Genomic DNA, 26446 nt, shown 5'->3' with positions numbered 1-26446 from the left:
CGTCTTTCGCATATCTCGTTTGCCGTGACGGCGGTGTCCGCCCACAATCCGGGGTTGCCGTCGTCATCGCCCTCTCGCGGGCACCGACCGGCACTTCGCGGCCGCCATTCCGACTCACCGCCGGCGGCCCGGCACATCGCGTCACACACGCTCCCTCGACATCGGCGCCCCATGCGGCGGCAGAACGTTGCCGCCGCGCCGCCCGATGCGTTCCCGGCCAACAATAACTAGAGGTAGGAGATGCAGGACAACTCGTTGAGGCAAAGCCTCAAGCAACGGCACATCACGATGATCGCGCTTGGCGGCGTGATCGGCGCGGGCCTGTTCGTCGGCTCCGGCGCCATCATCTCGACCGCCGGCCCGGCGGCAATCCTGTCGTACCTGATCGGCGGCGTGATCGTCACGCTGGTCATGTTCATGCTCGGCGAAATGGCATCCCGCAATCCCGACAGCGGCTCGTTCTCCACCTACGCGAGCAGCTATCTCGGCGAATGGGCCGGCTTCGCGGTCGGCTGGCTGTACTGGTTCAAGTCGATGATGACGATCACCGTCGAGGCGATCCTGCTCGGCGCGATCCTCAACGATTTCCTGCCGTGGCTGCCGATCTGGGGCGGTGCACTGTTCATGCTCGTCACGCTGATCGCGAGCAACGCGTATTCGGTGCGCTCGTTCGGCGAAGCCGAATACTGGCTGTCGTTCGCGAAGGTCGCGACGATCATCGTGTTCATGGCGCTCGGCGCATCGATCCTGCTCGGCTTCCAGCCGCGCATTCCGGCGCCCGGGCTCGTGAACCTCACGGATCACGGCGGCTTCATGCCGAACGGCATTTCGCCGGTGCTCGCCGGCGTGATGGTCGTGATCTTCTCGCTCGGCGGCAGCGAAATCGCCGCTGTGGCGGCAGGGGAATCCGAAAACCCGAGCAAGAACGTGATCCGCGCGATCAAGAGCGTGATCGTGCGCGTGATGGTGTTCTACGTCGGCTCGGTGTCGATCCTGATCCTGTGCATGCCATGGACGGACAAGGCCAACCTGAAATCGCCGTACGTGTCGCTGTTCGGCATGGCGGGCTTCACGGGCGCGGCCGTCGCGATGAAGATCGTGCTGTTCGTGTCGTTCATGTCGGTGATGAACTCGTTCCTGTTCTCGAACTCGCGCATGCTGTTCTCGCTCAGCCAGCGCGGTCACGCGCCCGCGATGTTCGGCCGCACGAACGCGAAAGGCGTGCCGATGAACGCGCTCGTGCTGTGCCTCGCGATCTGCGTGTCGATCCTCGGCATTCACTTCGTGAGCGGCGGCGACCTGTTCCTGATGCTCGCGAAGAGCAGCGGCGCGTTCGTGATGATCGTGTGGATCTTCATCATCGTCGCGCACTTCGCGATGCGCCGGCAGACGAAGCACGAGCAACGCGACCCGGCGGCGTTCCGCGCGTGGTTCTATCCGGTGTCGAACTGGGTCGCGCTGCTGGCGCTCGTCGCGGTGCTCGGGTCGCAGGCGTTCAACCCGGATTCGCGCTTCCAGTTCTGGTTCACGGTATCGACGGCGCTCGCGATCGTCGCGGCGTATTTCCTGCGCCGCAAACCGGCGCAACTCGGCGACACGGCGGGCGCGAAGCTGCGCTGACCGTTGCCTTCGAAGGGCGGGCGGCGGACGGGCCTGCCGCCGCTTAGTCGCTTGGCCGCTTGGCCGCTTGGCTGCTTGGCTGCTTGGCTGCTTGGCTGCTTGGCTGCTTGGCTGCTTGGCCGCTTGGCCGCTTGGCCGCTTGGCCGCTTGGCCGCTGGCTGCTGGCTGCTGGCTGCTTGGCCGCTGGCTGCTTGGCCGCTCAGCGGCTTGACTGCTCAGCCGAACGGCCGTACGCCGATCAGCCAGCCGTGCAGGAACAGCGCGAAGACGGCCCACACGACGAGCCCGGCCACGATCGCCACGACGTCACCCGACAGCCTGCCCGCCGGATAGCGAACGCCTTCGCGACGGTCACGCGCGCGCCACACGACGAAATCGACGAGCGACCAGACGAAGAAGGCCCCGAACAGCACGACGGCATGCAGCGTGCCGTTCGCGAGCAGGTGCGCGATTGCCCATACCGCCACGCCGGCCACCATCGGATGGCCGACGAGCGTCTTGATGCGGTTGCCGGGCACGTAGGAGGCGGCGATCAGCACGAACGCGATCGCGGTCAGCATGCCGGTGAGGTGGCGCACACCGACGGGCGACACCCACAGCAGCGTCGCGCCCTGGCGCGCCATGCCGTAACCCCAGATGATCAACACGAAGCCGATGATCGATGCGATCGAATAGGGGGCCTTCCAGCCTTTCTCGCCGATTCGCTCGATCGTCGCCGACCGCCAGCCGTCCGCGACGATCCGGATCGAGTGCACACCGAGGAAGATCGCTAAACCGAGAATCAGGACGAGCATCGGTTGTCTCCGTCTGGAATGATGGGTGGGGAAGCGTCCCGCGCGGCGTACGATGCGCCGTTCGCGGGGCCGGCGGCGAGGCCGGTGCGGGTCACGCCAGACACGGGTGCAACCCGCGCCGATCATAAACGCCGGGGCCGCCGTTGTGAAGCACGGGGGATGTGCGGTGCGGCAAGCCGGATGTTTTTGCGCACCTGTGCCGACGCGCCGCCGGGCACCAACCACGCGCCGCGCACCACGCGAATCGCCCCGACACCTTCGAGATCGAAAGAAAGGAAAGCGAAATTCGCGAAGCTGTCGCTTCGCTCGATCGGTATCAAGCTTGCTTGCGCTTCGCCGGTGGTTTTGCTGCTGGTTTCGCTGCTGGTTTCCCTGCTGGTTTCGCTGCTGGTTTCGCTGCTGGTTTTGCTGCTGGTTTCGCTGCCGGTTTCGCTGCCGGTTTCGCTGCCGGTTTCGCTGCCGGTTTCGCTGCCGGTTTCGCTGCCGGTTTCGCTGCCGGTTTCGCTGCTCGCTTCGCTACCGGTTTCGCCGCAGGCTTCGCTGCCCGTTTCGCCGCAGGCTTCGCTGCCGGTTTCGCTGCTCGCTTCGCTACCGATTTCGCCACCGGTTTCGTTGCCGGTTTCGTTGCCGGTTTCGTTGCCGGTTTCGTTGCCGGTTTCGTTGCCGGTTTCGCCGCAGGCTTCGCTGCCAGTTTCGCTGCCGGTTTCGCCGCCGGTTTCTCCGCAGGCTTCGCCGCCCGTTTCGCCGCTCGCTTCGCCGCCGATTTCGCCGCCGGTTTCACTTCCGCCACCGGTTTCGCCGCCGCCCGCGCCTTGCGCTTCGGCGGCCCGGCCAGCAACGCCGCGCGATACGCGCTGCGGCACCAGTCGAACAGCGCGCCCGCATCCTCGAGCACGTCGGCCGGTGTTTCGTAGTAGCCCTCGATCGTGACGGTACGCGTGGGCCTCACATACGAGAACCACCCCATCCCCGCCGCGACGAACGCCGGACGGTTCACGTCGTCGACGCGCAGGAACAGCGACCCGCGCGACATGAAGCCGAACATCACGCCATCGAGCCGCATCGCCGCCCCGCTGAAGAACCGCGTGACCTCGACCTTGCCGAGCGGCGCGAGCTGATACGCGATCTCCTCGCCGTGCGCCTTCTCCGACTGCCAGCTCATGCGCGCTCCGTGCAGCGCTGCGTCCACGCGTCGAGCGCCGCGTCATCGAAGCCGACCGCCGCCGCGCTCTCGCGAATCTGCCGCCACGTCGCCCGGTCGACCGGAATACCACCGGCACCGCGCGCCGCGCGGCTCGCCTCTTCCGGCTCGCCAGGCACCTGCACCGGCGCATCGCCGGCCTGCGGCGACGCCTTGGCCCATGCGACGAACGCATCGGCTTCACGCTCTGCATCGGCCGCATCGAACGCTTTCGGATCGATCAGCACCGACAGCATCCCGTTGACGATCGCGCTCGTCTTCTGCAGCGTGTCGCCATAAGTCGTATGCCCACCGACGAGCGCACCACCGAAAATCTCGCACATCGCCGCCAGCGCGTACCCCTTGTGCAGCCCGAACGGCAGCAGCGCACCGAACGGCTGCTCGTGCATCACGGCCGGATCGTCGGTCGGCTGGCCGCGATGGTCGATCAGCGACCCGGCCGGCACGCGCTTGCCCTGGTTGTACGCAACGCGCGTCTTGCCGTACGCGATCGCGCTCGTTGCGAAATCGAGCAGCAGCGGCGGCCGGCCCGCACGCGGATATGCGGCGCAGAACGGATTCGTGCCGAAACGCGGATCGGTGCCGTGCAGCGGCGCGACCAGCAGGTCGCCCGGCACGTTGACGAAATGGAACGACACGAGCCCTGCGCGCGCGCACTGCTCGGCCCAGTGCCCGATGCGGCCGAGATGATGCACGTCGCGCAGCCCGATCGCGCAGATGCCCATGCGCTGCGCACGCTCGATCCCTTCGACCATCGCCTCGAACGCGATCACTTGGCCGAAGCCGCGCCCGCCGTCGATCGTCAGCACCGCACCGCCGTCGCGGACGATCGACGCGTGCCCGTTCAGTTGCAACTGCCCTTCCCGCCACGACGCGACGTAGTTCGGGATCATCCCGATCCCGTGCGAATCGTGGCCCGCGAGATTCGCGCCGACCAGGTGATCGGCGACGAGCCTTGCCTCCCGCTCGCTGCTGCCGGCCCGTTCCCAGAGTGCCGCGACGAATGCATGCAGCGGTTCGGCGCGCATGCGCAGCGGTTCGGTATCGGGCGTCGGCAGTGCGGTCATCGGCGAGGTTCCGTCAGGTCGGGTCGGGCAGTCGTGACACTCAGCGCGCGGTCGCGATCACGTCCGCGACCGCCGCCGTCAGCTTCTTCGCGTACGGCACGTGCAGGAACTCGTTCGGGCCGTGCGCGTTCGACTTCGGCCCGAGCACGCCGCACACCATGAACTGGGCGGACGGGAAACCTTCCTGCAGCACGTTCATCAGCGGGATCGTGCCGCCGAGGCCCATGTACGCGCAATCGGCGCCGAAGTGGCGGCGCGACGCGGCGTCGAGCGACGATGCGAGCCACGGCGCGAGATCGGGCGCCGCCCAGCCGGTCGCGGCGCCCGCGTCCGGCTTGAACGTGACCTTCGCGTTGTACGGCGGATCGAGTTCGAGCAATTCCTTCAGCTGCTGCACGGCCTGCGCGGCATCGACGAGCGGCGGCAGGCGCAGCGACAGCTTGAACGCGGTGCGCGGGCGCAGCACGTTGCCCGCATCGGCAAGCGCCGGCATACCGGCCGCGCCGGTGACCGACAGCGACGGACGCCACGTCGAATTCAGCAGCGCCTCGCGCGGATCGGTCGTGGTCGGCAGCACCGGCTTGCCATCCGCGCCGCAGGCCCACGGCAGCCCCTTCCACACGGCGTCGCCGAGAATCGAGGCGGCCGCGGCCGCTTCGCGCACGCGGCTGTCGGGAATCTCGCAGTGGAACACGCCCGGCAGCAGATTGCCGTTCTTCGCATCTTCGAGGCGCTCGAACAGCTGGCGCATCACGCGGAAGCTCGACGGCGCGATGCCGCCGAACACGCCCGAGTGCACGCCTTCCTCGAGCACCTCGACCTGCAGGTCGCCGGACACCAGCCCGCGCAGCGACGTGGTGAGCCACATCTGGTCGTAGTTGCCGGCGCCCGAATCGAGGCACACGACGAGCGACACCTGGCCGAGCCGGTCGCGCAGCGCGTCGACGTACGGCAGCAGGTCGTAGCTGCCCGATTCCTCGCAGGTCTCGATCAGGCCGACGCAACGCGGCCGCTCGATGCCCTGTTCGTCGAGCGCGCCGAGCGCGGCGAGGCTCGCGTAGATCGCATAACCGTCGTCGGCGCCGCCGCGGCCGTACAGCTTGCCGTTCTCGTACTTCGGCGTCCACGGGCCGAGGTCCGCGCGCCAGCCGTCGAATTCGGGCTGCTTGTCGAGGTGGCCGTACAGCAGGATCGTGTCGGTGCTGCCCGAACGCGTGGCGGGCGATTCGAAGAAGATCACCGGCGTGCGGCCCGGCAGGCGCACGATCTCGAGCTTCAGGCCCTTCACGGGCTGCCGCTCGGCCCACTGCGCGGCATCGGTGACGACGCGCTCGAGATAACCGCGCTTCGCCCAGTCGGGGTCGAATGCGGGGCTCTTCGCGGGGATCGCGATGTAGTCGGTCAGTGCGTGGAGGATTTCATCGTTCCACTTGCGCTCGATGAAGGTAACGAGCTTGTCATGGTCGAGGACGGGGGTAGTGTCGACGGAAGTCATGGTGGGGGTGCCTGGATCGGGCTGACGAAAACCCAGATGATACGCCGATGATCCCGCGCCGGCGCCCCCTTCCCGGCCGATCAGACCGCCTGCGGAAACGCGTCGCGCAGCCCCGCCGCGCACGCCAGCGCGTCGCGCCACAGGCGTTGCGTCAGCTCGCCCGCATCCTCTTCACGCGCGAGCGCCGCGGCCTCGCCCGACCACAGCAGCGAGAAGTCGTCGCGGCCCTGCCGCTCGAACGCGCCGCGCAGCGGATCGACCGCGGCCGTCGCGAGCGGAAACGCCGGCGCGAGCGCGCTCATCGGCCCCTGTTCGCGCATGAAGCGCGTCAGCAGCCCGCGCGCGGGGCGGCCCGTGTACAGGTTGGTCATGCGCGTGCCGTCGTCGCGCGCGGCGCGCACCGCCGCGCGATGCTGCGCCGAGCGGCCGGCCTGCGGCGTCAGCAGGTAACCCGTGCCGATCTGCACCGCGCGCGCGCCGAGCGCGAACGCGGCCGCGATGCCGCGCCCGTCGGCGATCGCGCCGGCCGCGATCACCGGCGCGCGCACCGCGTCGACGATCTGCGGCAGCAACGCGAACAGGCCCGGTTGCGCATGGATGTCGTCGGTCAGGAACATCCCGCGATGGCCGCCGGCCTCCGCGCCCTGCGCGACGATCGCGTCGACGCCACGCGCATCCAGCCAGCGCGCTTCCTCGACGGTCGTCGCGGACGACACGACCTGCGCACCCGTGCGCCGCACGCGGTCGAGCAGCGGGTCGTCCGGGAGGCCGAAGTGAAAGCTCACGACGGCCGGCCGCAACTCCTCGACGACCGCGCACATCGCATCGTCGAACGGCGCGCGGCCGGGGCCGCCCTTCACGTCGGCCGGATCGAGCCCGGCTTGCGCGTAGTAGCCGGCGAGCGCCGCGCGCCAGCGCGCCTCGACCGCGGCATCGGGCGCCGGCGGCGTATGGCAGAAGAAGTTCACGTTGAACGGTGCGGGCGTGCGCACCCGGATCGCCGCGATCTCGTCGCGCAATTGCTGCGGGCCAAGTGCCGCGCAGGCGAGCGAGCCGAGCCCGCCGGCTTCGCACACGGCGATCGCGAGCGGGCTCAGCGAACCGACCATCGGGGCCTGGATCAGCGGCAAACGGGAAGGCAACGTCGTCATCGGAATCGTCCTGGGAGAAGAAGCGGTGGTCACGCGCGCCGGCGGCGCGCATTTAATAATGCGTTCGATAATAACCGACAAATCCAAACTCCGATTGCGACGCCATTTACATCACAACCCGATTTAACCGTTTCGGAAAAACGATTATCCATCGGCGCTTCGGCGGCGTGTTCTCACCTGCCAGGATCGAGACCGGAAAAAACGCGCCCCAGCCTTGCCGCACGTGCCACCCGAACCAGGGTTCAAACGCCGATTCACCGGGTTCAATGACATTCATCAATATTCAAGTTATTAAATACCAGCGTTTACCCGTATTAAAAATCACCCAGGCGATAACATGACCACGTCAATTAAAACGACGAGCCGCACCGGAATCGTCGACCGGCGCCACACCGCGCCACCTCAACCGCAACACGTTTTCTCAAGGAGCGTCGCATGTCCGATGCCAGCTCGTCCTCCTCCCGCTCCGCCGCCACACCGGCCGCGGTTTCCGCGCCGAAAATCGGCGTCATTCCCGCCACGCTGATGGTCGCGGGCAACATGATGGGCTCCGGCGTGTTCATGCTGCCCGCGAACCTCGCCGCCACCGGCGGCATCGCGATCTTCGGCTGGCTGATCACCGTCGTCGGCGCCGTGTCGCTCGCGCTCGTGTTCGCGAAGCTCGCCGCGATCGACCCGGCCGCCGGCGGCCCGTACGCGTATGCGCGCAAGTCGTTCGGCCCGTACATGGGCTACCAGACCAACCTGATCTACTGGCTCGCGAACGTGCTCGGCAACGTCGGCCTCGCGGTCGCCGGCCTCGGCTATCTCACGCATTTCTTCCCGGTACTGAAGGACCCGCTCGTGTTCGCGCTCGCGCAGATCTTCGTGATCTGGCTGTTCACGTACGCGAACATCCTCGGGCCGAACGTCGTCGGCCGCGTGCAGTCGGTCACGACGATCTTCGCGCTGGTGCCGATCCTCGGCATGGCCGTGTTCGGCTGGTTCTGGTTCAGCAAGGATGTGTATTTCGCCGGCTGGAACGTGTCGGGCACCAACAGCTTCAGCGCGATCGGCGCGACGCTGAACTTCACGCTGTGGGCGTTCATCGGTGTCGAGAGTGCGTCGGTATCGGCCGGCGTGGTCGAGAACCCGTCGCGCAACGTGCCGATCGCGACCGTCGGCGGCGTGGTGCTCGCGGCCGTCTGCTACGTGCTCAGCTCGACCGTGATCATGGGGATGATCCCGAACAAGGCGCTGCTCGCGTCGAGCGCGCCGTTCGCGGATGCCGCACGCCTCGCGCTCGGCAATACGGCCGCGAACGCGGTCGCGCTGTGCGCGGCGCTCGGCTGCCTCGGCTCGCTCGCGGGCTGGACGCTGCTGGTCGGCCAGACCGCGAAGGCCGCGGCCGACGACGGCCTGTTCGCCGGCGTGTTCGCACGCGTCAACTCGAAGAACGTGCCGTCGGCGGGCCTCGCGATCGTCGCGCTGATCATGTCGGTGCAGGTGCTCGCGACGATGTCGCCGAGCGCCAGCGAGCAGTTCGGCAAGATCGCGTCGATCGCCGTGATCATGACGCTCCTGCCGTACATCTACTCGTGCATCGCCATCAAGGTGCTCGGCTACGGCAAGATGCCGTCGCACCAGTTCACGTTCTACACGATCGTCGGCCTGATCGGCGCCGTCTACGCGCTGTGGGCGATGGTCGGCTCCGACGGCCAGCAGACGCGCTGGTCGCTGATCTTCGTTGTCGCGACGATCGTCTTCTACGAGCTGTCGATCAACCGCCAGCGCGAGATCGAGGAAACCCATATCCATCCGGGCGGCCGCTCGCCGCGCTGGGTGCGCTATCTCGCGCTCGGCGTGACCATCGCCGCGCTCGTCGCCACCTTCTGGATCTCCGTGGGCCGTCACCAGGCCGACACCCTTCACGCGCGCTCACCGGCCGTTGCCGCGAGCGTCCAGGCAACCCAGCAAACGGGGGATTAACCCATGACCGCTTCCTTGACCCAACCGGCCTTCCGCCGCCTCGGCATGAAGGCGCTGCTCGTGCAGCACGACATCGACGAACGCACGGCCACCGGGCGCGCCGCGACGGCGCTTGCCGAGGAGCTGCGCACGCGGCTCGTCGACGTCGTGATCGCGACGTCCGCCGACGATGCCTGCGCGGTGGTCGCCGCCGATCCGGCGATCCAGTGCCTGCTGCTCAACTGGGAACTCGGCAACGATGCCGGCCACGCGCCCGCGCAGGCCGTGCTCGACGCGATGCGCGCGCGCAACGCGACCGTGCCGGTGTTCCTGCTCGCGAGCCGCGCGAGTGCCTCCGCGATTCCCGTCGACGCGATGCGCAAGGCCGACGACTTCATCTGGATGCTGGAGGACACCACCGCGTTCATCGGCGGGCGGATCGTCGCCGCGATCGAACGCTACCGTGAAACCGTGCTGCCGCCGATGTTCCGTGCGCTCGCGAAGTTCTCGCGCGTGTACGAGTATTCGTGGCATACGCCGGGCCACACGGGCGGCACCGCGTTCCTGAAATCACCGGTCGGCCGCGCGTACTTCGAATTTTTCGGCGAGGCGCTGTTCCGCTCGGACCTGTCGATCTCGGTCGGCGAACTCGGCTCGCTGCTCGACCACTCGGGCCCGATCGGCGAAAGCGAACGCTACGCGGCGCGCGTGTTCGGCGCGCATCGCACGTATCACGTGACGAACGGCTCGTCGATGTCGAACCGCGTGATCCTGATGGCCAGCGTCACGCGCAACCAGGTCGCGCTGTGCGATCGCAACTGCCACAAGTCGGCCGAGCACGCGATGACGATGTCCGGCGCGATTCCGACCTACCTGATTCCATCGCGCAACCACTACGGGATCATCGGCCCGATCATGCCCGAGCGGCTGACGGCCGCCGCCGTGCGCCTCGCAATCGACGCGAACCCGCTCGTGCGCGGCCGCGACAGCATCGACCCGACGCCCGTGCATGCACTGATCACGAACTCGACGTACGACGGCCTCTGCTACAACGTCGCGCGCGTCGAGGAACTGCTCGGCCAGAGCGTCGATCGATTGCACTTCGACGAGGCATGGTACGGCTACGCGCGCTTCAACCCGATCTACCGCGACCGTCACGCGATGCACGGCGATCCGTCGCAACACGACGCGAGCAAGCCGACCGTGTTCGCGACGCAATCGACGCACAAGCTGCTCGCCGCGCTGTCGCAGGCGTCGTTCATCCACGTCCGCGACGGCCGCAACCCGATCGAGCACGCGCGCTTCAACGAGGCGTACATGATGCATGCGTCGACGTCGCCGAACTACGCGATCATCGCGTCGAACGACGTGAGCGCCGCGATGATGGACGGCCCCGGCGGCGAGGCGCTGACGACCGACGCGATCCGCGAGGCCGTCGCGTTCCGCCAGATGCTGGCGCGCCTGCATACGGAATGCGCGGAGAACAACGACTGGTTCTTCAATGGCTGGCAGCCCGACAGCGTCGTCGATCGCAAGACGGGCCGCCGCGTGCGCTTCCACGAAGCGGACGAGACGCTGCTCGCCACCGATCCGTCGTGCTGGGTCCTGCATCCGGGCGACACGTGGCACGGTTTCGGCGATATCGAGGACGACTACTGCATGCTCGACCCGATCAAGGTGTCGATCGTCACACCGGGCGTCGCATCGCACGGCGGGCTGATGCCGGTCGGCATTCCGGCAACGGTCGTCACCGCGTATCTCGACCGGCACGGGATCGTCGTCGAGAAGACGACCGACTTCACGATCCTGTTCCTGTTCTCGCTCGGCGTGACGAAGGGCAAGTGGGGCACGCTCGTCAACACGCTGCTCGACTTCAAGCGCGACTACGATGCGAACGCGCCGCTCGAACAGGCGCTGCCCGAACTCGTCGCGCGCTATCCGGAACGCTACGGCAAACTCGGCCTGCGCGACCTGTGCGACCTGATGTTCAGCGCGATGAGCGACCTGAAGACGACCGAGATGATGTCGCGCGGCTTCTCGACGCTGCCGAAGCCCGATTACAGCCCGGCCGAGGCGTTCGAGCATCTCGTGCACAACGACATCGAGATGCTGGAGCTGTCGGAGATGGAAGGCCGCACCGTCGCGACGGGCGTCGTGCCCTATCCGCCCGGCATTCCGCTGCTGATGCCCGGCGAGAACGCGGGGCCCGCTGACGGCCCGCTGCTCGGCTACCTGAAGGCGCTCGAGCAGTACGACCTGCGCTTCCCCGGCTTCACGCACGACACGCACGGCGTCGAAGTCGAGGATGGGGTGTACCGGATCGCGTGCATCAAGCAAAAGACGCGCGATACCAACACGCGGTGAGCCTGCACCGGCCGCAGTGGCACGCGGCCGTTCAGTTCAGGCGGCCGGTTTCCGGTAACCGGCCGCCTGCGCTGCACCGTCGTCGTCGGGTGGGCCGATGCATTCGCCGTACCACGGCGCGATCGCGTCGGCTGCTCGCATCGGTTTCGGAATCTCCCGGCGTTCTTCCCGCGAACGACCGACCGCAGCGTCGCGACCGTGTCAGCCCGCGTCCGGCTCGGGCACGCGTGCGGCGGCCTCGATGCGAAACAGCAGCCGGTTGTCGAGCACATCCCAGATCTCGACCTCGCCCCGCCCGCCCATCGGCAGGCCGACAAACACGGGGCGCCCGCCGATCCAGCCGGCCTGGCTCTTGAACCACTTGCGCTCGCACCAGCCGCCACGATGCAGCGCGAGCCGCCTGCCGCTGCCGCTGCCGACATCGAACTCACGCAACACGAATTTCGCGTCGCGCGCCAGCACGCGGGCACCGTCGTCGGAAAACGCGCAAGGGAAGCCATTGTCCGCCCCCGGCAATTCGCAATCGGCTTCGCCATCCGTGCGCACCGTCAGCGCCGCATCGCGGGCGAATGCACGGCGATGCCGACCGGCGCTCACCGCGAACGGCGCATCCTGGAAACGCAGGTCGGCCATGTCGTAATCGAGCACGTCGAGTGTGCCGCCGTCGGCGAGCGGCACGCGATAGAGCCGGTTGCGGATGCGCACCCACGCTTCGCGCGCGTCGGGCGACAGATGGACCCGTTCCAGATCGTCGTACGGGCCTTCGGCGCGCCAGCACACGTCCGCGGTACCGCTCGCGGCGTCGACCCGGTAGAGCGCCGTGTTGTCCCAGTACGCGACGATCAGCGTCGACAGCGCCGCATCGGCCGACGCACTCACCGGCACGTTGCGCAGTCTGTCCGTGGCACTCGCTTCCGCTTCGTCCGGCACGAACGGACGCGGCAGTTCGAACGACGCGACCACCCGCCGCTGCGCAAGATCCCAGATGTCGCAGAATCCTTCTCCGGCCACGACCAGGCGCAGGTCACCTGTCTCGTCGCGCGTCCATTCGAGCACGCACGCACGACGGGCCGCAACCGCCCCGGCAAGCGGCGACCGCGACGCTTCATGCGCCGATACCGACTCATGCACCGGGGCGGCTTCGGCCTGCGCGCCCGCTTCCGGCGCCACGTAATCCGGCGGCACGTAGTCGGGCATCGGCGTTCGATGCCGGGCGCGCCACGCAGCCAGCCACGCCTGATAGGCATATCGACGGCGGCCGTCCGTGCCGAGATCGGGCTGCTCGAGGCGAAAGCCGGCCGGCTCGACGCCCGGCAGCGGCACGAGTTCGGCGCCGTTGCAATAGACGTAGACCCGCGCACGATCCCGTGCGAAATACTCGGACAGGAACGCGAGCGTCGCCCCATCGACACCGCGCCGATACGGCTGGTTGTCGTGCAGCAACCGCCCCTCACCGTCACGCAGGAAGCCGGGCCCGATGAATTCCGCGGTCGCGCCATCGAACCGGGCCTTCACTTCCTTGCCGAAATAGAACAACCGGCCGCCATCGCGCAGATAGTAGTCGCCGACGACTTCGATCCGGGCGGGATCGATACCGCGCTTGCGGACCAGCATGCACAGCACGCCATTGCGATCCTTCGCGTAGGTATCGTTCAGGACTTCGAATGTCTCGCCATCGACCTTCGCGGCTTCCGAATGACCGCGCCACTGCTTCAGATAGCAATGGTCGCCGGCCTGATACCACGGCCCGGCCAGATGTCGCCACCGGGCAGGGTCGCCCGGAAGCGGGCCGCCGTCGAGAAAGCCCTTGTGGTACGTCGCGTATGAGTAGAGCCGCGACCGATCGGCGATGAACGAGTCGCCGAGCCACCGGACCGTCGCCGCATCCGGTTCGAGCAGCGGCAGGTCGTGCAGGTACACCTTGTTGCCGACTACCCGGTACCCGCCGCCAAGTTCCTTCGCCGGCGTGTCTGCGGCAACCTGTCCAGCCAGCGTGTGCCACCAGTAGCCTTGCAGTTCGGGATGCGCGGCAAAAAACGGTGACCAGTCGCGCTCCCACTTCTCGCGCGAGCCGGGATCGGCCGCGTGCCCGTAACGGTACGGCCGCGCCCGGTCGGTCGCGAGATCCTGTGCCACTTCATCCGCGCTGACGAAGCTCGCCGCATCGGCGCCTTCGAGCTCCCGTCCGCCATACCAGACCCGCTGCGCATCGACCAGATACGCGCCGACCCAACGCAGCGTCGCGGGATCCGCACCGCGCATGCGCTTGCCGTAGTGATACAGGTAGCGGTCGTCGTGCCCCCATGCATCGTTCAGCAACCGGAAGCGCGCAGGCGACGCGCCGGCAAGCTTGCGATTCTGGAAGTAGACATGGTTCGCGTCGACGGCATGCGATTCGTCCAGCCGCCGAAACGTCGCGGCGTCGACGTCGAGCACGGTGAAGCGCAACCACGTGAACGTGCACGCATAGGCGCGCACGCCGTCCGTCGCCAGATACTGGGACAACGGCCGGAAGCCGTCGATCACGATGCCTTCGATGAGGTTGCCGGCGCGGTCCCGCAACGGGCCGTCATGGCAATACACGTGCGCGTCATCGCGCATGAAGCCGAATCCGAGGTTCTCTCTGAGTGTCATGTTGTTGGTTTATTCCGCTTTCGTCCGGAATGCCCCGGCCAGGCGATACGCCGCCGGGTACGAAAGCCGCCACCGTGCGGATGCGCGGCGCTCAAGCGTCCTGCGATCTTACGCCACGATCCATCCCGCGCCGGTACGCGGCCGGGCTCGTCGCCGCGACGCGCCGGAAATGCCGGCGCAGCGATTCCTCCGAACCGAACCCGGCGCGCGCCGCGACCTGCGCGAGCGACAACGCGGGATGCGCTTCGAGCATGTCCTTCGCGACGTTCACGCGTTCGCGGATCAGCCACGCGAGCGGCGACATTCCCGTCGCGTCCGCGAACTGACGCTGCAGCGTGCGCGTGCTCATCGCGGCCTGCGCGGCGAGCGACGCAAGCGTGTGCGGCTCGGCCGCGTGCGCACGCATCCAGTCGATCAGCTTCGCGAGCCGGTCGGTGCCGCCCGGCGCGACCGGGCGCGGCACGAACTGCGCCTGCCCGCCGTCGCGATGCGGCGGCAGCACGAGACGCTGCGCGACCCGGTTCGCGATCGCACCGCCGTGATCGCGGCGCACGAGATGCAGCAGCATGTCGAGACCCGCCGCCGATCCCGCCGAGGTGATCACCTGCCCTTCGTCGACGTAAAGCGCATCGGGATTCACGCGCAGCGCGGGATAACGCGCCTGCAGTTTCTCCGCATAGCGCCAGTGGGTCGTCACCGTGAGGCCGTCGAGCACGCCGGCCGCGGCCAGCACGAACACGCCCGAGCAGATCGAGCAGAGCCGTGCGCCGCGGCGATGCGCGGCCCGCAGTTTCTTCAGCAACGGCTCCGGCGGCGGTTCGTCCGGATCGCGCCAGCCGGGAATCACGATGGTATCGGCGCGATCGAGCGTCGCGAGCCGATAAGGCGCGGCGACCGTGATGCCGCCCGCCGCGCGCACGGGCCCCGGCTCGCTCGCGCAGACCGCGAAGCGATACCAGTCGACTCCGAGTTCGGGGCGTTCGAGCGCGAACAGTTCGACCACGCAGCCGAACTCGAAGGTGCAGAGGCGATCGTAGGCGAGCGCGACGACGAGATGATTGTGCATGGCGCGATGTTACCGGAACTTGTCGATCGCGCCACTGCCGCGACGGCCGCCAAACCGCGATACTGCCCTTCATTCCATCGTGTTCTGCGCAACCTTCAGGAGAACCTGCTCATGTCCTACGTCACCGACGTGCCCGCCGCCGACAGCCCCGCCGCCCTCGCGCATTTCGAGGCGTCGCTGCGATTCGAGACCGATTGCTGGGACGTGCACGACGCGCTCGCGTCGGGTGCGCCCGATTTCGTGCTGCTCGACGTGCGCGGCCCCGACCAATTCGCCGCCGGCCACGTACCCGGCGCGCGCAACCTGCCGCGCCGCAAGATCATCGAGAGCAAGCTCGCCGGCTATCCGGCCGGCACGCTGTTCGTCGTCTACTGCGCGGGCCCGCACTGCAACGGCGCCGCGCGCGCAGCGATCCAGCTCGCGCGCCTCGGCCGGCCGGTCAAGCTGATGATCGGCGGCGTGACGGGCTGGCTCGACGAAGGTTTCGCGCTGAGCAACGAAGTGCAGCCGGCGAACGCCGAGGCCAGTTGATCGTCATTAAAATCGCAACAATCAATTGCCTGAGCACGGCCTGCACGCGAACGGAAAAAGCGCGACAATCGGCTCCATTGCAGTTCGGATGGAGCAGCAACATGCAGAACGCAGTCCTGATTCAAGTGGCCGGTTCCGTGGCCGCGATCGCGATCTATTTTCTGCCGGCGGTCATTGCCGACCGGCGTGGCCGGCACGACAAGCTGACGGTCGCGATGTTCAACGCGCTGTTCGGGTGGACCGGCATCGGCTGGCTGATGACGCTGTACTGGGCTTGCCAGCCGAACCCGCGCGCCGATGTCGCGCAGACGATCCTCGCCAAGCGCCGCGGCGTCAGCATGCGGACCTTTTCGACCGGTCTCGTCGAACGCGTGCAGCGCCGCGTTGCCGCCCAGGAGCAATGGGCGGAAAAGCAAGGCTGCCGTTAAGTCCCTCTTTCCCGCTCACGCCGCTGCGTCGAACTTCGGCATCCTGACGTTGGTCGACGCGCGGTAATGCCACGCAAGCCCGTCGTGCCGCGGCCCGCCGCCCGCACGCAGCCACGCGCCGAACGCCCCCGTTGTCACCGCCCGCGCGATCCGCTCGCCCGGGCAGCCATGCGGCCCCGTGCCGAAGCCGAAATTCGGCCCGGCTACGCGGCCGGGCATCAGCCGGTGCGGATCTTGATGCATGGCCGGGTCGCGGTTCGCCGCGGCGAGCACGACGAGGATCGCGTCGCCGGCTTCGACGGCCACGCCTTCGATCGTCGTGCGCGATGCGACGAAGCGGCGCGTGTTCTGCACCGGCGAATCGAAGCGCCCGACTTCGGCAACGAACGCGTCGAGCGCGGCATCGTCCGGCACGACGCGCGCGGCGCCCGCTTCCGGGTCCGTTTCCCCGTTCCACGCCACCAGCGCATTGCCGAGCCACGCGGCGGTTGCCTCGCAGGTCTGCGACAGCAGCCCGACGAGATTCGCGACCAGCGCGCCGCCCGCCTGCCAGCCCGACGCACGGGCCGCCTGCTGCACGGCAGCGACGAGCGTGCCGTCGTGCGCATGCGTCTGCGCGACGCGCTCCGTCATCCGGTCGAGCAACTGCCGCGCGGCGTCGCTCGCGCGGGCCAGTGCCGCGGCATCGGACAGCGGCGACAGTGCCGCGACGAAGTCGACGACCTGCGCCGCAATCGCGTCGAGCTGCGTCTCGTCGAAGCCGAGCAGATCGGCTACCGCGCAGACGGGCAACGCCATGCACCACGCGTTCAGCGCGCCGGCATCGCCCGGCGCCGGCAAGCGCCGCGCGGCAAGCTGCGCGGCACGCTCACGCAGTGCAGCCGTGTCGATCGGCGCGAACGCCGTGCGCAGCGCCTGCTTCGGCACGTCGTGCCGCAACGCGCCGTCGTTCATGCGCACCAGCTCGCCGAACAGCGCGCCGGCCGTCGTGCCGCGCAATGCGGGTGGCACGGGTGCGTCCAGCGGGCGCACGCGGCAGGCCGGATGGCCGAGCACGGCCGTCACGGCGGCCGCGCGGCTCGCGACCCACAGGCCGAGCGTGGCGTCGAACGCGAGCGGCGGCCCGTCGACGAGCGCCGCATAGTAGGGATAGGGATCGCGGTGCGTGACCGCTGCGATGGGATCGGTCGGGTTCATGCGGACAGTATCGGCGCCGCATGCCGCCGCATGTTTCGGGCTGGCGTGAAATGTCGCGGAACGGGCGCCGCGTGCAGCCGCATCGCAACGTCAGGTGAATGTCAGGCAGCCGACCGGTAGCGATGCGACTGCATGCGCATGCGTACGCGCCCAGCCGAAATCGCGCGCGGCTCGGGCACCACCGTGTCGTGAGGGAACATTTCCTGCCGGAATTCGCCGTTTTCGTCGAACCACTGGCAGATCAGCCAGTCGCCGTCGTCGAATACGACCGGCCCGGCATAGGTCACGGTCATGCGCGGCCCGCCCGTCTTCAGCGTCACGACATCGCCGACTCGAAACCTGACGCGTTGATTTTCTCGGTTCGTCATCGCTCTCTCAGCATTTTATATATCGATATTCCCGGCGGCCCACCAACCGTTCATTCGAACGTGCCGCAGATTATCAATCAAAAAACCCGCCGGCAACTCCCCTTTTTAAAAATGTACTGACCGGGAAAATGCAACAATGCGCGGCATCGACGCGCGCGGCGGGCCCCGATCGCCCGATCCGGCGCGGCCTGCGTGCCGGACCCGGTCGATCGGGCGGAATGCGGAGAATAGACGATGTATTTTACGTCGTCACCGACGTTTAATTCTGACGCGGAATCGGTTGATTATTGTCAATTAAAATTTCAACTGGGAACGATCCCACGATTTAATTACGCTCATTCCCCGAATAAAACCGGTGAATTATCCGGCGACGCAAACCAGCGGTTGATATCGCGCCCGGGCACGGCAGCTTGCGTAAACGTAAACGTGCCGTCCTGCGCCATCTCCTTCGCGGCGCGCAGGAACGCGCCGAGCGCGGCCCGCGCCAGTGCGCCGCCGACACTCACGCGCTTCACGCCGAGCGCCGCCAGCGCATCGAGGCTCAGCAACCCGCCCTGCAGCCCCATCACGACGTTCACCGGAGCGCCGACCGACCGCGTCACCGCCGCGATTTCGTCCGCGTCAGTGATGCCCGGCGCATACAGCACGTCGGCGCCCGCGTCGCGATAGGCAACGAGCCGCGCGATCGTGTCGGCCAGGTCGTGGCGGCCATGCAGATAGTTTTCGCAGCGTGCGGTCAGCGTGAACGGAAACGGCAGCGCGCGTGCCGCGTCGACGGCCGCCGCGATGCGCTCGATCGCCGCTTCGCGCGCGTAGATCGGCGCGTCGGCGCGGCCCGTCGCATCCTCGATCGAGCCGCCGACCGCGCCGGCCTCGGCCGCGAGCCGGATCGTCTCGGCCACCGTGTCGGGCGCGTCGCCGAAGCCGTTCTCAAGATCGGCGCTCACGGGCAGGCCGCCCGCGGCGGCGATCTCGGCGATGTGATCGAGCATCTCGTCGCGGTCGATCGCATAGTCGGGCCGGCCTTTCGAAAACGCGTAGCCGGCGCTCGTGGTCGCGAGCGCCTCGAAGCCGGCCATCGCGAGCAGGCGCGCGGTGCCGGCGTCCCACGGGTTCGGGATGATGAAGGCGCCGGCTCGTGCGTGCAGTGCGCGGAAGGCTTCGGCTTGGCGGGCTTGAAGATCGGAACGGGTCATCGCGGGCTCCAGGAGGAAGTTGACGGCTGAGCTTACGCCGGTCGTGCACACGACGTTTCAGCGTTCACCAAAATGTCGCCGCGCGACAGGAAAAACCCGGTGCGCCGACTGCGCACCGGCAGCCGGCAACGAGCGGGCCGGCGCCGCCGCCCGTCCGTTGCCGGCCCGCGGTCACGGTGCTGCAGGTGGCCCGCCGTCGATGCCGAGCAGCACGTCGGTGACGGCTTCGGAGAAACGCATCGCGCGACCGTCGATCAGCACGCCGTCCGGATTCGACGGATCCCGCGCGGCTTGCGGCACGCCGTGCGCGAGCAGCACCCGCGCGCAAGCCTCCCAGTCGGCAGCGCCGACATGCTCCGGTTCGTTGACGGATGCCCAGGACAAGGTGCCGAGCGCGTCGCTCCCGAACCCGTGCATGTCGCGCCAGCTCGCGCCGTGCGCGAGCAGGAACGCCAGCAAGCCCGCATCGCCGCGAAACACCGCGTGATTCAGCGCGCTCGCGTCCCAGTCGCCGCCCCGCGCCGCGATCGGCCAGCCCAGTTCGACCATGACCTTCACCGCGTCGCCCGAACCCCATGCGGCGGCATCCGGCAGCAGCCGCAGCCGCTCGCCGGGCAGCGCGCCGGGTAGTTCGGGATGCCGCGCCTGGATGCGCCGTGCATCGTCGGCGTCGGCGCGCGCGCAGGCCGCCACGAACGCGTCCTCCGCGTCGAGCGCCTCTTCCGCGCCCGCCTCACGCAACAACGCCGCGACATCGGGCAACCCGGTCTGCATCGCCAGCCGGTACGCACTGACACCAGCCGGGGTCCGCGCGCCGGGATCGGCGCCGGCCGCCAGCAGCGCGGCGACGTGGCGCGCCGAGCAGCGCACGCCGATCGCCCGCAACAACGGCGCGCCCCAGGTCTGCGCGAGCCCCGCGCCGGGCGGCTCGTTCGGGTCGCCGCCATGCGCGAGCAGCAATTCGAGCGCGTCCGCGTCGCGCATGTCGAATGCGCGACGCAACGCATTCGTCCCGCCCACCCGCGCGCCGTGTTCGAGCAACAGGCGCGTACAGGCCGGATTTTCCAACGAGTGATACAGCGATTCGCCGTCGTTCGGGTCGGCGCCGGCTTCCAGCAGCATCGCGGTGAGAGCCGGATCGCGATTGACGCCCGCGGCGCCGTACAGCGCCGACAGCGGCCCCGCTTCGTCGGGCGCGGCGAGCGAGGCCGGCGGAAACCGGTTGCCGATCCGCTGGTTCGGATCGGCGCCGGCATCGAGCAGATGACGCGCGCAGGCGCGCAGCCTGACGGCAAACTCGGGAAGCTGCCCGAGCCGCGAATGCGTGACGGCGACCAGCGGCGGCAGCTTCAGCACGCCGCCGGCGCGCGCGATCCATCCGGGATCGGCGGCCAGCGCCGCCTTCACGGCGTCGAGGTTGCCGGCCGCGCAGGCGACGGTCGGATCGCCTGTAATGAGATCGGGCCGGTCGAGCAGCAGTTGCGCGGCGACGCGCGGCCGGGCCGCGTCGAAACCGCCGGTCACGTCGCCGCCGTACGCGAGGTCGAGCCAGCGCCGGATCAACTGCGACCGCTGTTGCCCCGCAAGCGCATGCGTTTCGACGAATGCGCCGAGATCGGCCCAGGATGCGAAACCGTACTCGCGCGCAATGCAGGACTGCGCGTCGTGCAACCGGAGCCCGAGCGCGAGCGCTTCGTCGTGTGTGCGGTTCGAGGCGGCGGGGAGAAACCGGACAAAGCGCGCGACGGCATCGGCGTCACCCTGCCGGTACAGGCGCAACAATGCCTTGGCCTGCTTTTTCAGATGATCGGGGTTGGCCTTGGGAGGCAGCTTTTTCATGCGAATCCTCGTGCAGTTATGGCCGAAGGTCCGCAATACCGCCAGCACAAAGGACAGGAGGAAGACTCGATTTGCTGCGACAGGTGGGTTCAACCCTTTCCGCGGACCCGGAAGCGACCTGCATCGCTGACCGGTATCCTAGGCGACGGCCGGCGACCTCGTCAACCGTACCGTTCCATGCGGCGGTGCTCAGCCCGCGAGCCGCTTCGTCAGGAAAATGCGCGTGTGCCCGACCGGATAATCCGGCAGCTCGCCGAAGCGGACATAGCCGCGTTTCTCGTAGAACGGCCGCGCCTGGAAGTCGAACGTGTCGAGCCACGCGCCGTGGCATCCGCGCGCGACGGCTTCCGCCTCGGCCAGATCCATGATGCGCGTGCCCGCGCCCTGGCCGCGCGCGGCCTCGGGCACAACGAGCAGGTCGACATGCAGCCATCCGTACGCCGTGCTGCCCCACAGGCCACCGACCACCGCGCCTTCACCATCGGTCACGACCACGGCCAGCGAACGGAAGTCGTTCGGGCCCGCCTGGCTTTCGTTGAATCGGATGAGCGGCGCGACGATCTGCTTGCGAACGTTCGCGTCGCCCGCGTCGGTCACTTCGTATGTGAACGTCATCGGTCGAGTCCGGTTGAATCGTGAATGAGGAACGGTTGAAGCCGCACGTCCCGCGTCAGACGACGTAAGCGCCCTTCGCGTGCAGTTCCGCTTCCGTGCGCTCGAGCGCGGCGATCGCATCGCTGCCTTCAAGCGCCAGCAATTGCGCGACCAGCGCTTCGGCCATCGCGTGCGCGGCCACCAGCGACGGGAAGAACGACGGGCTGTCGTGCGTGAAGATCAGTTGCGCATCCGCGTGCAGCGCGATCGGCGACACCGCGCTGTCGGTGATCGCGACGATCCGGCTGCCCTGCGCCTTCGCGGCCTGCGCAACGCGCGTCGCTTCCGCCGAATAAGGGGCGAAGCTGACGACGACGGTCACGCTCTGCTTCGCGATCGTCCGCAGCTCCATTTCGAGCGAGCCGGCAACGCCGTTGAGCAGCGACACGGTCGGGCGGAACAGCCGGTAGCCGTACACGAAGCCGAACGCGACCGGGTAGCACGAACGAAACCCCGCGACGTGCACGTGCGACGCCTTGCGGATCAGTTTCGCGGCATCGGCGAGCGCGTGCTCGTTCTGCGCGGCGGTGGCCTGCAGGTTGTGCTGTTGCGCGGCGAGCAGGTCGTGCGCGAGCGACGCCTTGGCGTCGGGCCGCACGAGCGAGCGTGCCCGCTGCGTGAGCGGCTCGGGGCGCGTGCGCACACGCGCGACGCACAGGTCGCGCAGCTCGTTCCAGCCGGGGAAGCCGAATTGCTGCGCGAGCCGCACGAGCGACGCGGGCTGCACCTGCGCGCGCTGTGCGACCTTGCGCATCGACGAGGTGGCGACTTCGTCGGGATGATCGAGCAGGAAGGCAGCGCCCGCCTGGAATTGCGGGCTCAGCTCGGAAAATTGCGCCCGGATCCGGGACGCGAGTTCGTCGAAATTGGCGGCCATCTTGGTGGGAACGGGAACCGGTCGTCCATGGTATCACCGGCCCCGCGCGCACCGGTCAGCGCAGCACTTCGACGTGATCGGCGTCGACCTTCACGCTGCCCGACCACTTGCGCTCGAATTCGCCGGTCACCTTCACGTCGTTCTTGTCGTTGACGGGCTGGCCGGCCGCCCACAGCTTGTGGTCGATCTCGACGCGGATCGTGCCCGTCGCATCGGCGAATTCGTAATCCTCGCCGCCGACATGCTTGACGATGCGCCCCTGCAACTGCACGTGCTGGTCGTCCTTGCCGTTCGCGAGCAGGTCCTTCACGGTCGTCGTGGTCAGCGTGGACGGGCCGGTGTATTCCGCGTAAACGGCGGCAGGCAGCACGGCGAGTGCAACCGCCAGGATTCTCGTCAGGTGTTTCATGGTCTTGTTCCTCCGATTTTGGTCGTGTGCCGCGCTCCGTTTGAACGCGACGGCCCGAGATTACGGAGCGTAAGATTAAGCAAACCTGAAGATCGACCCGAAGCGGCGCGTGGTCGCATCGATCCGGTGCGCCAACGCACCGAGGCGCCCGCGTTTAAGCTCCCGCTAAGGCACGCGCGCTTATCATGGGAACCCCGGGCGCCGTAGCGCCCCGTTGAAGAGACACGAATCCATGCGCGTACTGCTCGTCGAGGACGATCCGCTGATCGGCAGCGGGCTCGAACAGGGCCTGAAACAGGAAGGCTTCGCGGTCGACTGGGTGAAGGACGGCGACGCCGCGTCGCTCGCGTTGCGCGCGACCGGCTACGGCCTGCTGCTGCTCGATCTCGGGCTGCCGAACCGCGACGGCCTGTCGGTGCTCGCCGCGCTGCGCCGCCGCGACGAAAACCTGCCCGCGATCATCATCACCGCACGCGACGGCGTGCCCGACCGCATCGCGGGCCTCGACAGCGGCGCGGACGACTATCTCGTCAAACCGTTCGAGCTCGACGAACTGCTCGCCCGCATCCGCGCGGTCAACCGCCGCCACGCGGGCCGCGCGCAGACGACGCTCGCGATCGGCCCGCTGCGGCTCGACCCCGTCAAGCACCTTGTCTGGCTCGGCGACGACGAAGTCACGCTGTCGCCGAAGGAGTTCGTGCTGCTGCACGAGCTGATGCGCGACCCGGGCGCGGTGATTTCGCGCGAACAGTTCGAGGAGCGGCTGTACAGCTGGGGCGAGGAAATCGAAAGCAACGCCGTGCAGGTGCACATCCACAACCTGCGCAAGAAACTCGGCCACGACATGATCCGCACGGTGCGCGGCGTCGGCTACCGGATCGGTGACGGCGCATGACGCGCGTGCAACAAGCCGTCGCGCGCTGGCGCAACGCGTCGCTGCGGCGGCGCCTGCTGATGTGGCTGCTCCCCGCCGCGTGCGTGATCGGCCTCGTCGCGAGTGCAGGCACCTACTGGGGGGCGCTGCGCGAGCTCGACGACCTGCTCGACGACCAGATGCGCAGCATGTCGAGGCAAATCGTCGTCGGCCCGAACGGCGAACTGTCGTTCAGCAACCACGCCAACGGCAAGCACGGTTTCGAGGCGAGCGACCCCGACGCCGTGCTGCTGCAAGTCTGGCGCAACGGCACGCTCGTGTATTCAACAGATCGCGATTCGAACCTGCCGCCGCCCGCGCAGAAAGGCATCGCGAGCGTCGACGTCGGCGGCCAGCCCTGGCGCACCTATGTGACCGAACGCGGCGGCACGACGATCCGGCTCGCGCAGGCGCGCCATGCGCGATGGGAAGCGATCGCGGGCATCGCCGTGCACTTGCTGTGGCCCGTGTTCTCGATGCTGCCGCTGCTCGCGATCGGCCTGTGGTTCGGCATCGGCGCGGGGTTGCGGCCGCTGCGCACGATTGCATCCGGCCTCAAACGCAGGAATGCGAACAATCTCGAGCCGGTCGACGTCGGCTCGATGCCGAACGAAGTCCGTCCGCTCGCCGAAGCGATCAACGACCTGCTCGCGCGCCTCGACCGCTCGTTCACGCTGCAGCGGCACTTCATCGCCGACGCCGCGCACGAATTGCGCACGCCGATCATGGGCTTGTCGATCCAGTCGCAGTTGCTGCGGCGCGCGTCGACCGCCGAGGAACGCGAGCACATCCTCGCGCAGATTCAGGCAGGCACGACGCGCCTCGGCCACCTCGCCGAGCAGTTGCTGACGCTCGCGCGCCTCGAACCCGATGCGCAGGCGGCCGCCGCCGCGTCGGCGCCCGTCGATCTCGCCGCGCTGTGCCGGTCGGTGGTATCGGATCGCACGCGCGTCGCCGACGCGCACCGGATCGATCTCGGCGCAATCGTGTCGACGCCCGTGATGACTTCGGGCAATGCCGACACGCTGCGCGTGCTGCTGAACAACCTCGTCGACAACGCGATCCGCTATGCGGGTGACGGCGCGCGTGTCGACGTGTCCGCGCGGATCGACGGCACGACGCCCGTGCTCGAAGTCGCCGACGACGGCCCCGGGATCCCGGAAGCCGAACGCACCGACGTGTGGGAGCGCTTCTACCGCGGCGAGGGCGCGCAGGCCGTCACGTCGTCGGGCAGCGGGCTCGGGCTGTCGATCGTCAAGCGGATCGCCGAACAGCATCGCGCGACGGTCGCGCTCGGCACGACGCGCGGCGGGCGCGGGCTGACCGTCACGGTGCGCTTTCCGCTGCCGGCCTGACGCCGCGCGACTCACGACTCACGACGCGCGGCTTTTCCACAGATTGTGTTGGCAAGCTTGTGGACAACGTTCCATTAACGGCACCAAGCCATTGATCGGAAAGGGTTTGTCAGGCATGCGCGGCAAATGCGCCATGCGGCTGCAAACCGGTGCGTGATGCACCGCGCCCGGTCGGCCACGCAACCCACCCCGCTCAATTGTCGTCAACGATCTGCTCGACCCGCAGGCCGGTCGAGGTTTCGAGAATGCTGGCGTGATGCTTCGCGCGGCAATACATACGCCCTTTCGGATAGTCATCCGGCTGCGGACGCGTGCGATCCTCGACATGAATGACGACAGTCCCGCCGCTCGGGAAAGCACCGACACGTTCGCCCATGTAATAGAGCTGACCGTTCAACTGGTAATAGCCCTGCCCGAGGTACCAGAACGAGTCCTTTCCCGTTGCGATCGGCTCGTTGCCGAGGTAGATCACGTCGCCCTTCCTGACGATCGGGAAGAACAGCAAGCCGATTTGCGATTCGATGATCGTGTAGTGATTGGCACGGATGTCGTCGATCACCTTGTCGCGAAGTTCGTCACTCAGGTAGGCGCTCTCGCCGAAATACTCGGTGTGACGGTAGGCTGGCTGACAGGCATATGCACTCGTGCCGCATACCGCCGCGATCAACGGCACGGCGATCGTTTTCCAGATCCTTCTCACTGATTTCTCTCCAGGTTCCTTATTGTTGGCCTGCAATCCGGCGCGGCAAATGTTACCGGTGCCGGATCGCGTCGCCAGTTTACCTACCCGGCCCCGTTCAGTGACGTGCATTCGTCTAATTGACAACTGGTTGTCCAATACGTAAAGTAGTTGTCAATTCATCACGCGTATCGAACATGACGAAATCCGCGAAGTTGACCGCCGTCGCGCTGTCCGTATTCCGGTTGAACGGCCTGCTGATCGAATGGGGCAACACCTTTTCCGGCCCGCACGGCCTGACCAGCGCGCGCTGGCAGGTACTGGGCGCGATCGCGATGGCACCCGTTGCCCCGAACATCCCGCAGATCGCCGATGCAATGGGCATCACGCGGCAGGCCGTGCTGAAGCAGATCAACGTGCTGACCGACGAAGGGCTGGTCGAGTCGCTACCCAATCCGGCACACAAGCGCTCCCCCTTGTACGCGCTGACGCCTCGCGGCGATGCGGCGTATCAGGCCGTGGTCGAGCAATGGCAACGGCATGTCCGCGACATCGCCGGCGACTTCAGTTCGGCTGACCTGGACGCGGCGATCCGCGTTCTGTCAGCGATGTCCAGCGCGCATGGCGCCGATGCACCGACGTGAGCGCTCAATCCCCCTCA

Annotated in this window: 23 protein-coding genes and 1 pseudogene; 8 read left to right on the top strand and 16 right to left on the bottom strand. The window is 67.8% G+C overall.

What is annotated here, in order from left to right; translation table 11 throughout:
* Positions 1-240: 240 nt before the first annotated feature.
* Positions 241-1620 carry an amino acid permease gene (locus ACPTTF_RS21100; protein WP_166961949.1) on the top strand — a complete coding sequence of 460 codons (1380 nt, stop codon included), beginning with the start codon at positions 241-243 and terminating at the stop codon, positions 1618-1620.
* A 215-nt stretch (positions 1621-1835) separates the two neighbouring features.
* Here ACPTTF_RS21100 and ACPTTF_RS21095 read toward each other — a convergent pair whose 3' ends face one another.
* The 6 genes and pseudogenes from ACPTTF_RS21095 to ACPTTF_RS21070 all read right to left on the bottom strand — a co-directional run bounded on the left by ACPTTF_RS21095 (position 1836) and on the right by ACPTTF_RS21070 (position 7328).
* Entirely contained in the window at positions 1836-2414 is a 579-nt protein-coding gene (locus ACPTTF_RS21095) for an NnrU family protein (protein WP_166961946.1), read from the bottom strand.
* Positions 2415-2536: 122 nt separating this feature from the next.
* Positions 2537-3277, bottom strand: a complete 741-nt coding sequence (locus ACPTTF_RS21090; RefSeq protein WP_423369931.1) for a hypothetical protein — start codon at positions 3275-3277, stop codon at positions 2537-2539.
* Between the two features lie 35 nt (positions 3278-3312).
* Positions 3313-3477: pseudogene (locus ACPTTF_RS21085) on the bottom strand (TfoX/Sxy family protein); the annotation flags it as partial.
* A 95-nt stretch (positions 3478-3572) separates the two neighbouring features.
* Positions 3573-4682 carry a malate/lactate/ureidoglycolate dehydrogenase gene (locus tag ACPTTF_RS21080; RefSeq protein WP_423368049.1) on the bottom strand — a complete coding sequence of 370 codons (1110 nt, stop codon included), beginning with the start codon at positions 4680-4682 and terminating at the stop codon, positions 3573-3575.
* A 40-nt stretch (positions 4683-4722) separates the two neighbouring features.
* Positions 4723-6177 (bottom strand): M20 family metallopeptidase, encoded by a 1455-nt coding sequence (locus ACPTTF_RS21075; protein WP_166961937.1) that lies wholly within the window; start codon positions 6175-6177, stop codon positions 4723-4725.
* A gap of 80 nt (positions 6178-6257) precedes the next feature.
* A complete protein-coding gene (locus ACPTTF_RS21070; protein ID WP_423368048.1) occupies positions 6258-7328 on the bottom strand; it encodes an NAD(P)H-dependent flavin oxidoreductase in 1071 nt (356 codons plus the stop codon).
* 435 nt (positions 7329-7763) lie between these two features.
* Between ACPTTF_RS21070 and adiC the strand changes: the two genes are divergently transcribed.
* Positions 7764-9296: an arginine/agmatine antiporter gene (gene adiC / locus ACPTTF_RS21065; protein WP_423368047.1), complete on the top strand. Its 1533-nt coding sequence runs from the start codon at positions 7764-7766 to the stop codon at positions 9294-9296.
* A 3-nt stretch (positions 9297-9299) separates the two neighbouring features.
* Positions 9300-11639, top strand: coding sequence for an Orn/Lys/Arg decarboxylase N-terminal domain-containing protein (locus ACPTTF_RS21060; RefSeq protein ID WP_423368046.1), 2340 nt, complete (start codon positions 9300-9302; stop codon positions 11637-11639).
* 201 nt (positions 11640-11840) lie between these two features.
* Here the strand turns inward: ACPTTF_RS21060 and ACPTTF_RS21055 are convergent, their stop codons facing one another.
* Positions 11841-14273, bottom strand: a complete 2433-nt coding sequence (locus ACPTTF_RS21055) for a DKNYY domain-containing protein (RefSeq protein WP_423368045.1) — start codon at positions 14271-14273, stop codon at positions 11841-11843.
* A gap of 91 nt (positions 14274-14364) precedes the next feature.
* Positions 14365-15339: a transcriptional regulator FtrA gene (gene ftrA / locus ACPTTF_RS21050; protein ID WP_166961923.1), complete on the bottom strand. Its 975-nt coding sequence runs from the start codon at positions 15337-15339 to the stop codon at positions 14365-14367.
* A gap of 111 nt (positions 15340-15450) precedes the next feature.
* Here ftrA and ACPTTF_RS21045 point away from each other — a divergent pair, with 111 nt between their 5' ends.
* Entirely contained in the window at positions 15451-15870 is a 420-nt protein-coding gene (locus tag ACPTTF_RS21045; RefSeq protein WP_423368044.1) for a rhodanese-like domain-containing protein, read from the top strand.
* A gap of 101 nt (positions 15871-15971) precedes the next feature.
* Entirely contained in the window at positions 15972-16298 is a 327-nt protein-coding gene (locus ACPTTF_RS21040) for a superinfection immunity protein (protein WP_166961917.1), read from the top strand.
* Positions 16299-16313: 15 nt separating this feature from the next.
* Here ACPTTF_RS21040 and ACPTTF_RS21035 read toward each other — a convergent pair whose 3' ends face one another.
* The 7 genes from ACPTTF_RS21035 to ACPTTF_RS21005 form a co-directional block, all read right to left on the bottom strand.
* Positions 16314-17495 carry a cytochrome P450 gene (locus ACPTTF_RS21035; RefSeq protein WP_423368043.1) on the bottom strand — a complete coding sequence of 394 codons (1182 nt, stop codon included), beginning with the start codon at positions 17493-17495 and terminating at the stop codon, positions 16314-16316.
* Positions 17496-17596: 101 nt separating this feature from the next.
* A complete protein-coding gene (locus ACPTTF_RS21030; RefSeq protein ID WP_011354382.1) occupies positions 17597-17863 on the bottom strand; it encodes a YodC family protein in 267 nt (88 codons plus the stop codon).
* Positions 17864-18198: 335 nt separating this feature from the next.
* The gene (locus ACPTTF_RS21025) at positions 18199-19059 is read right to left on the bottom strand and encodes an isocitrate lyase/PEP mutase family protein (RefSeq protein ID WP_423368042.1); all 861 of its coding nucleotides are present in this window, start codon (positions 19057-19059) and stop codon (positions 18199-18201) included.
* A 171-nt stretch (positions 19060-19230) separates the two neighbouring features.
* Positions 19231-20898 carry an ankyrin repeat domain-containing protein gene (locus ACPTTF_RS21020; RefSeq protein ID WP_423368041.1) on the bottom strand — a complete coding sequence of 556 codons (1668 nt, stop codon included), beginning with the start codon at positions 20896-20898 and terminating at the stop codon, positions 19231-19233.
* Positions 20899-21087: 189 nt separating this feature from the next.
* On the bottom strand, positions 21088-21513 hold the full coding sequence (locus ACPTTF_RS21015) for a GNAT family N-acetyltransferase (RefSeq protein WP_166961906.1): 426 nt from the start codon (positions 21511-21513) through the stop codon (positions 21088-21090).
* 55 nt (positions 21514-21568) lie between these two features.
* Positions 21569-22429 carry a MurR/RpiR family transcriptional regulator gene (locus tag ACPTTF_RS21010; RefSeq protein ID WP_166961904.1) on the bottom strand — a complete coding sequence of 287 codons (861 nt, stop codon included), beginning with the start codon at positions 22427-22429 and terminating at the stop codon, positions 21569-21571.
* A gap of 55 nt (positions 22430-22484) precedes the next feature.
* Positions 22485-22838 carry a YgiW/YdeI family stress tolerance OB fold protein gene (locus ACPTTF_RS21005; protein ID WP_166961901.1) on the bottom strand — a complete coding sequence of 118 codons (354 nt, stop codon included), beginning with the start codon at positions 22836-22838 and terminating at the stop codon, positions 22485-22487.
* Positions 22839-23070: 232 nt separating this feature from the next.
* On the opposite strand from ACPTTF_RS21005, the gene ACPTTF_RS21000 reads away from it, so the two are divergent.
* On the top strand, positions 23071-23733 hold the full coding sequence (locus tag ACPTTF_RS21000; RefSeq protein WP_021159887.1) for a response regulator: 663 nt from the start codon (positions 23071-23073) through the stop codon (positions 23731-23733).
* Positions 23730-25106, top strand: a complete 1377-nt coding sequence (locus tag ACPTTF_RS20995; protein ID WP_423368040.1) for an ATP-binding protein — start codon at positions 23730-23732, stop codon at positions 25104-25106. Before ACPTTF_RS21000 ends, ACPTTF_RS20995 begins: the two co-directional genes overlap by 4 nt.
* 193 nt (positions 25107-25299) lie before the next feature.
* On the opposite strand, the gene ACPTTF_RS20990 is transcribed toward ACPTTF_RS20995, so the two are convergent.
* A complete protein-coding gene (locus ACPTTF_RS20990; RefSeq protein ID WP_423368039.1) occupies positions 25300-25917 on the bottom strand; it encodes a hypothetical protein in 618 nt (205 codons plus the stop codon).
* A gap of 65 nt (positions 25918-25982) precedes the next feature.
* Here ACPTTF_RS20990 and ACPTTF_RS20985 point away from each other — a divergent pair, with 65 nt between their 5' ends.
* Positions 25983-26429 carry a MarR family winged helix-turn-helix transcriptional regulator gene (locus tag ACPTTF_RS20985; protein ID WP_166961894.1) on the top strand — a complete coding sequence of 149 codons (447 nt, stop codon included), beginning with the start codon at positions 25983-25985 and terminating at the stop codon, positions 26427-26429.
* The last annotated feature ends 17 nt before the right edge of the window (positions 26430-26446 follow it).

The sequence above is a fragment of the Burkholderia crassaminum genome (genome assembly GCF_964265005.1).
In the GTDB taxonomy this organism is placed as follows: Bacteria; Pseudomonadota; Gammaproteobacteria; order Burkholderiales; family Burkholderiaceae; genus Burkholderia.
Note: the sequence above shows the minus strand (reverse complement) of the source record. Positions and strands in the feature narration are given on the sequence as shown.

Excerpts from the sequence above, each read along its gene's own strand:
- ACPTTF_RS21005 (WP_166961901.1), bottom strand. The coding sequence starts at position 22,838 with ATGAAACACCTGACGAGAATCCTGGCGGTTGCACTCGCCGTGCTGCCT.
- ACPTTF_RS20985 (WP_166961894.1), top strand. The coding sequence starts at position 25,983 with ATGACGAAATCCGCGAAGTTGACCGCCGTCGCGCTGTCCGTATTCCGG.
- ACPTTF_RS21045 (WP_423368044.1), top strand. The coding sequence starts at position 15,451 with ATGTCCTACGTCACCGACGTGCCCGCCGCCGACAGCCCCGCCGCCCTC.
- ACPTTF_RS21030 (WP_011354382.1), bottom strand. The coding sequence starts at position 17,863 with ATGACGAACCGAGAAAATCAACGCGTCAGGTTTCGAGTCGGCGATGTC.
- ACPTTF_RS21015 (WP_166961906.1), bottom strand. The coding sequence starts at position 21,513 with ATGACGTTCACATACGAAGTGACCGACGCGGGCGACGCGAACGTTCGC.
- ACPTTF_RS21080 (WP_423368049.1), bottom strand. The coding sequence starts at position 4,682 with ATGACCGCACTGCCGACGCCCGATACCGAACCGCTGCGCATGCGCGCC.
- ACPTTF_RS20990 (WP_423368039.1), bottom strand. The coding sequence starts at position 25,917 with ATGCACGTCACTGAACGGGGCCGGGTAGGTAAACTGGCGACGCGATCC.
- ACPTTF_RS21040 (WP_166961917.1), top strand. The coding sequence starts at position 15,972 with ATGCAGAACGCAGTCCTGATTCAAGTGGCCGGTTCCGTGGCCGCGATC.
- ftrA (WP_166961923.1), bottom strand. The coding sequence starts at position 15,339 with ATGCACAATCATCTCGTCGTCGCGCTCGCCTACGATCGCCTCTGCACC.
- ACPTTF_RS21000 (WP_021159887.1), top strand. The coding sequence starts at position 23,071 with ATGCGCGTACTGCTCGTCGAGGACGATCCGCTGATCGGCAGCGGGCTC.
- adiC (WP_423368047.1), top strand. The coding sequence starts at position 7,764 with ATGTCCGATGCCAGCTCGTCCTCCTCCCGCTCCGCCGCCACACCGGCC.
- ACPTTF_RS21070 (WP_423368048.1), bottom strand. The coding sequence starts at position 7,328 with ATGACGACGTTGCCTTCCCGTTTGCCGCTGATCCAGGCCCCGATGGTC.
- ACPTTF_RS21055 (WP_423368045.1), bottom strand. The coding sequence starts at position 14,273 with ATGACACTCAGAGAGAACCTCGGATTCGGCTTCATGCGCGATGACGCG.
- ACPTTF_RS21020 (WP_423368041.1), bottom strand. The coding sequence starts at position 20,898 with ATGAAAAAGCTGCCTCCCAAGGCCAACCCCGATCATCTGAAAAAGCAG.
- ACPTTF_RS20995 (WP_423368040.1), top strand. The coding sequence starts at position 23,730 with ATGACGCGCGTGCAACAAGCCGTCGCGCGCTGGCGCAACGCGTCGCTG.
- ACPTTF_RS21010 (WP_166961904.1), bottom strand. The coding sequence starts at position 22,429 with ATGGCCGCCAATTTCGACGAACTCGCGTCCCGGATCCGGGCGCAATTT.
- ACPTTF_RS21035 (WP_423368043.1), bottom strand. The coding sequence starts at position 17,495 with ATGAACCCGACCGATCCCATCGCAGCGGTCACGCACCGCGATCCCTAT.
- ACPTTF_RS21075 (WP_166961937.1), bottom strand. The coding sequence starts at position 6,177 with ATGACTTCCGTCGACACTACCCCCGTCCTCGACCATGACAAGCTCGTT.
- ACPTTF_RS21025 (WP_423368042.1), bottom strand. The coding sequence starts at position 19,059 with ATGACCCGTTCCGATCTTCAAGCCCGCCAAGCCGAAGCCTTCCGCGCA.
- ACPTTF_RS21100 (WP_166961949.1), top strand. The coding sequence starts at position 241 with ATGCAGGACAACTCGTTGAGGCAAAGCCTCAAGCAACGGCACATCACG.
- ACPTTF_RS21060 (WP_423368046.1), top strand. The coding sequence starts at position 9,300 with ATGACCGCTTCCTTGACCCAACCGGCCTTCCGCCGCCTCGGCATGAAG.
- ACPTTF_RS21095 (WP_166961946.1), bottom strand. The coding sequence starts at position 2,414 with ATGCTCGTCCTGATTCTCGGTTTAGCGATCTTCCTCGGTGTGCACTCG.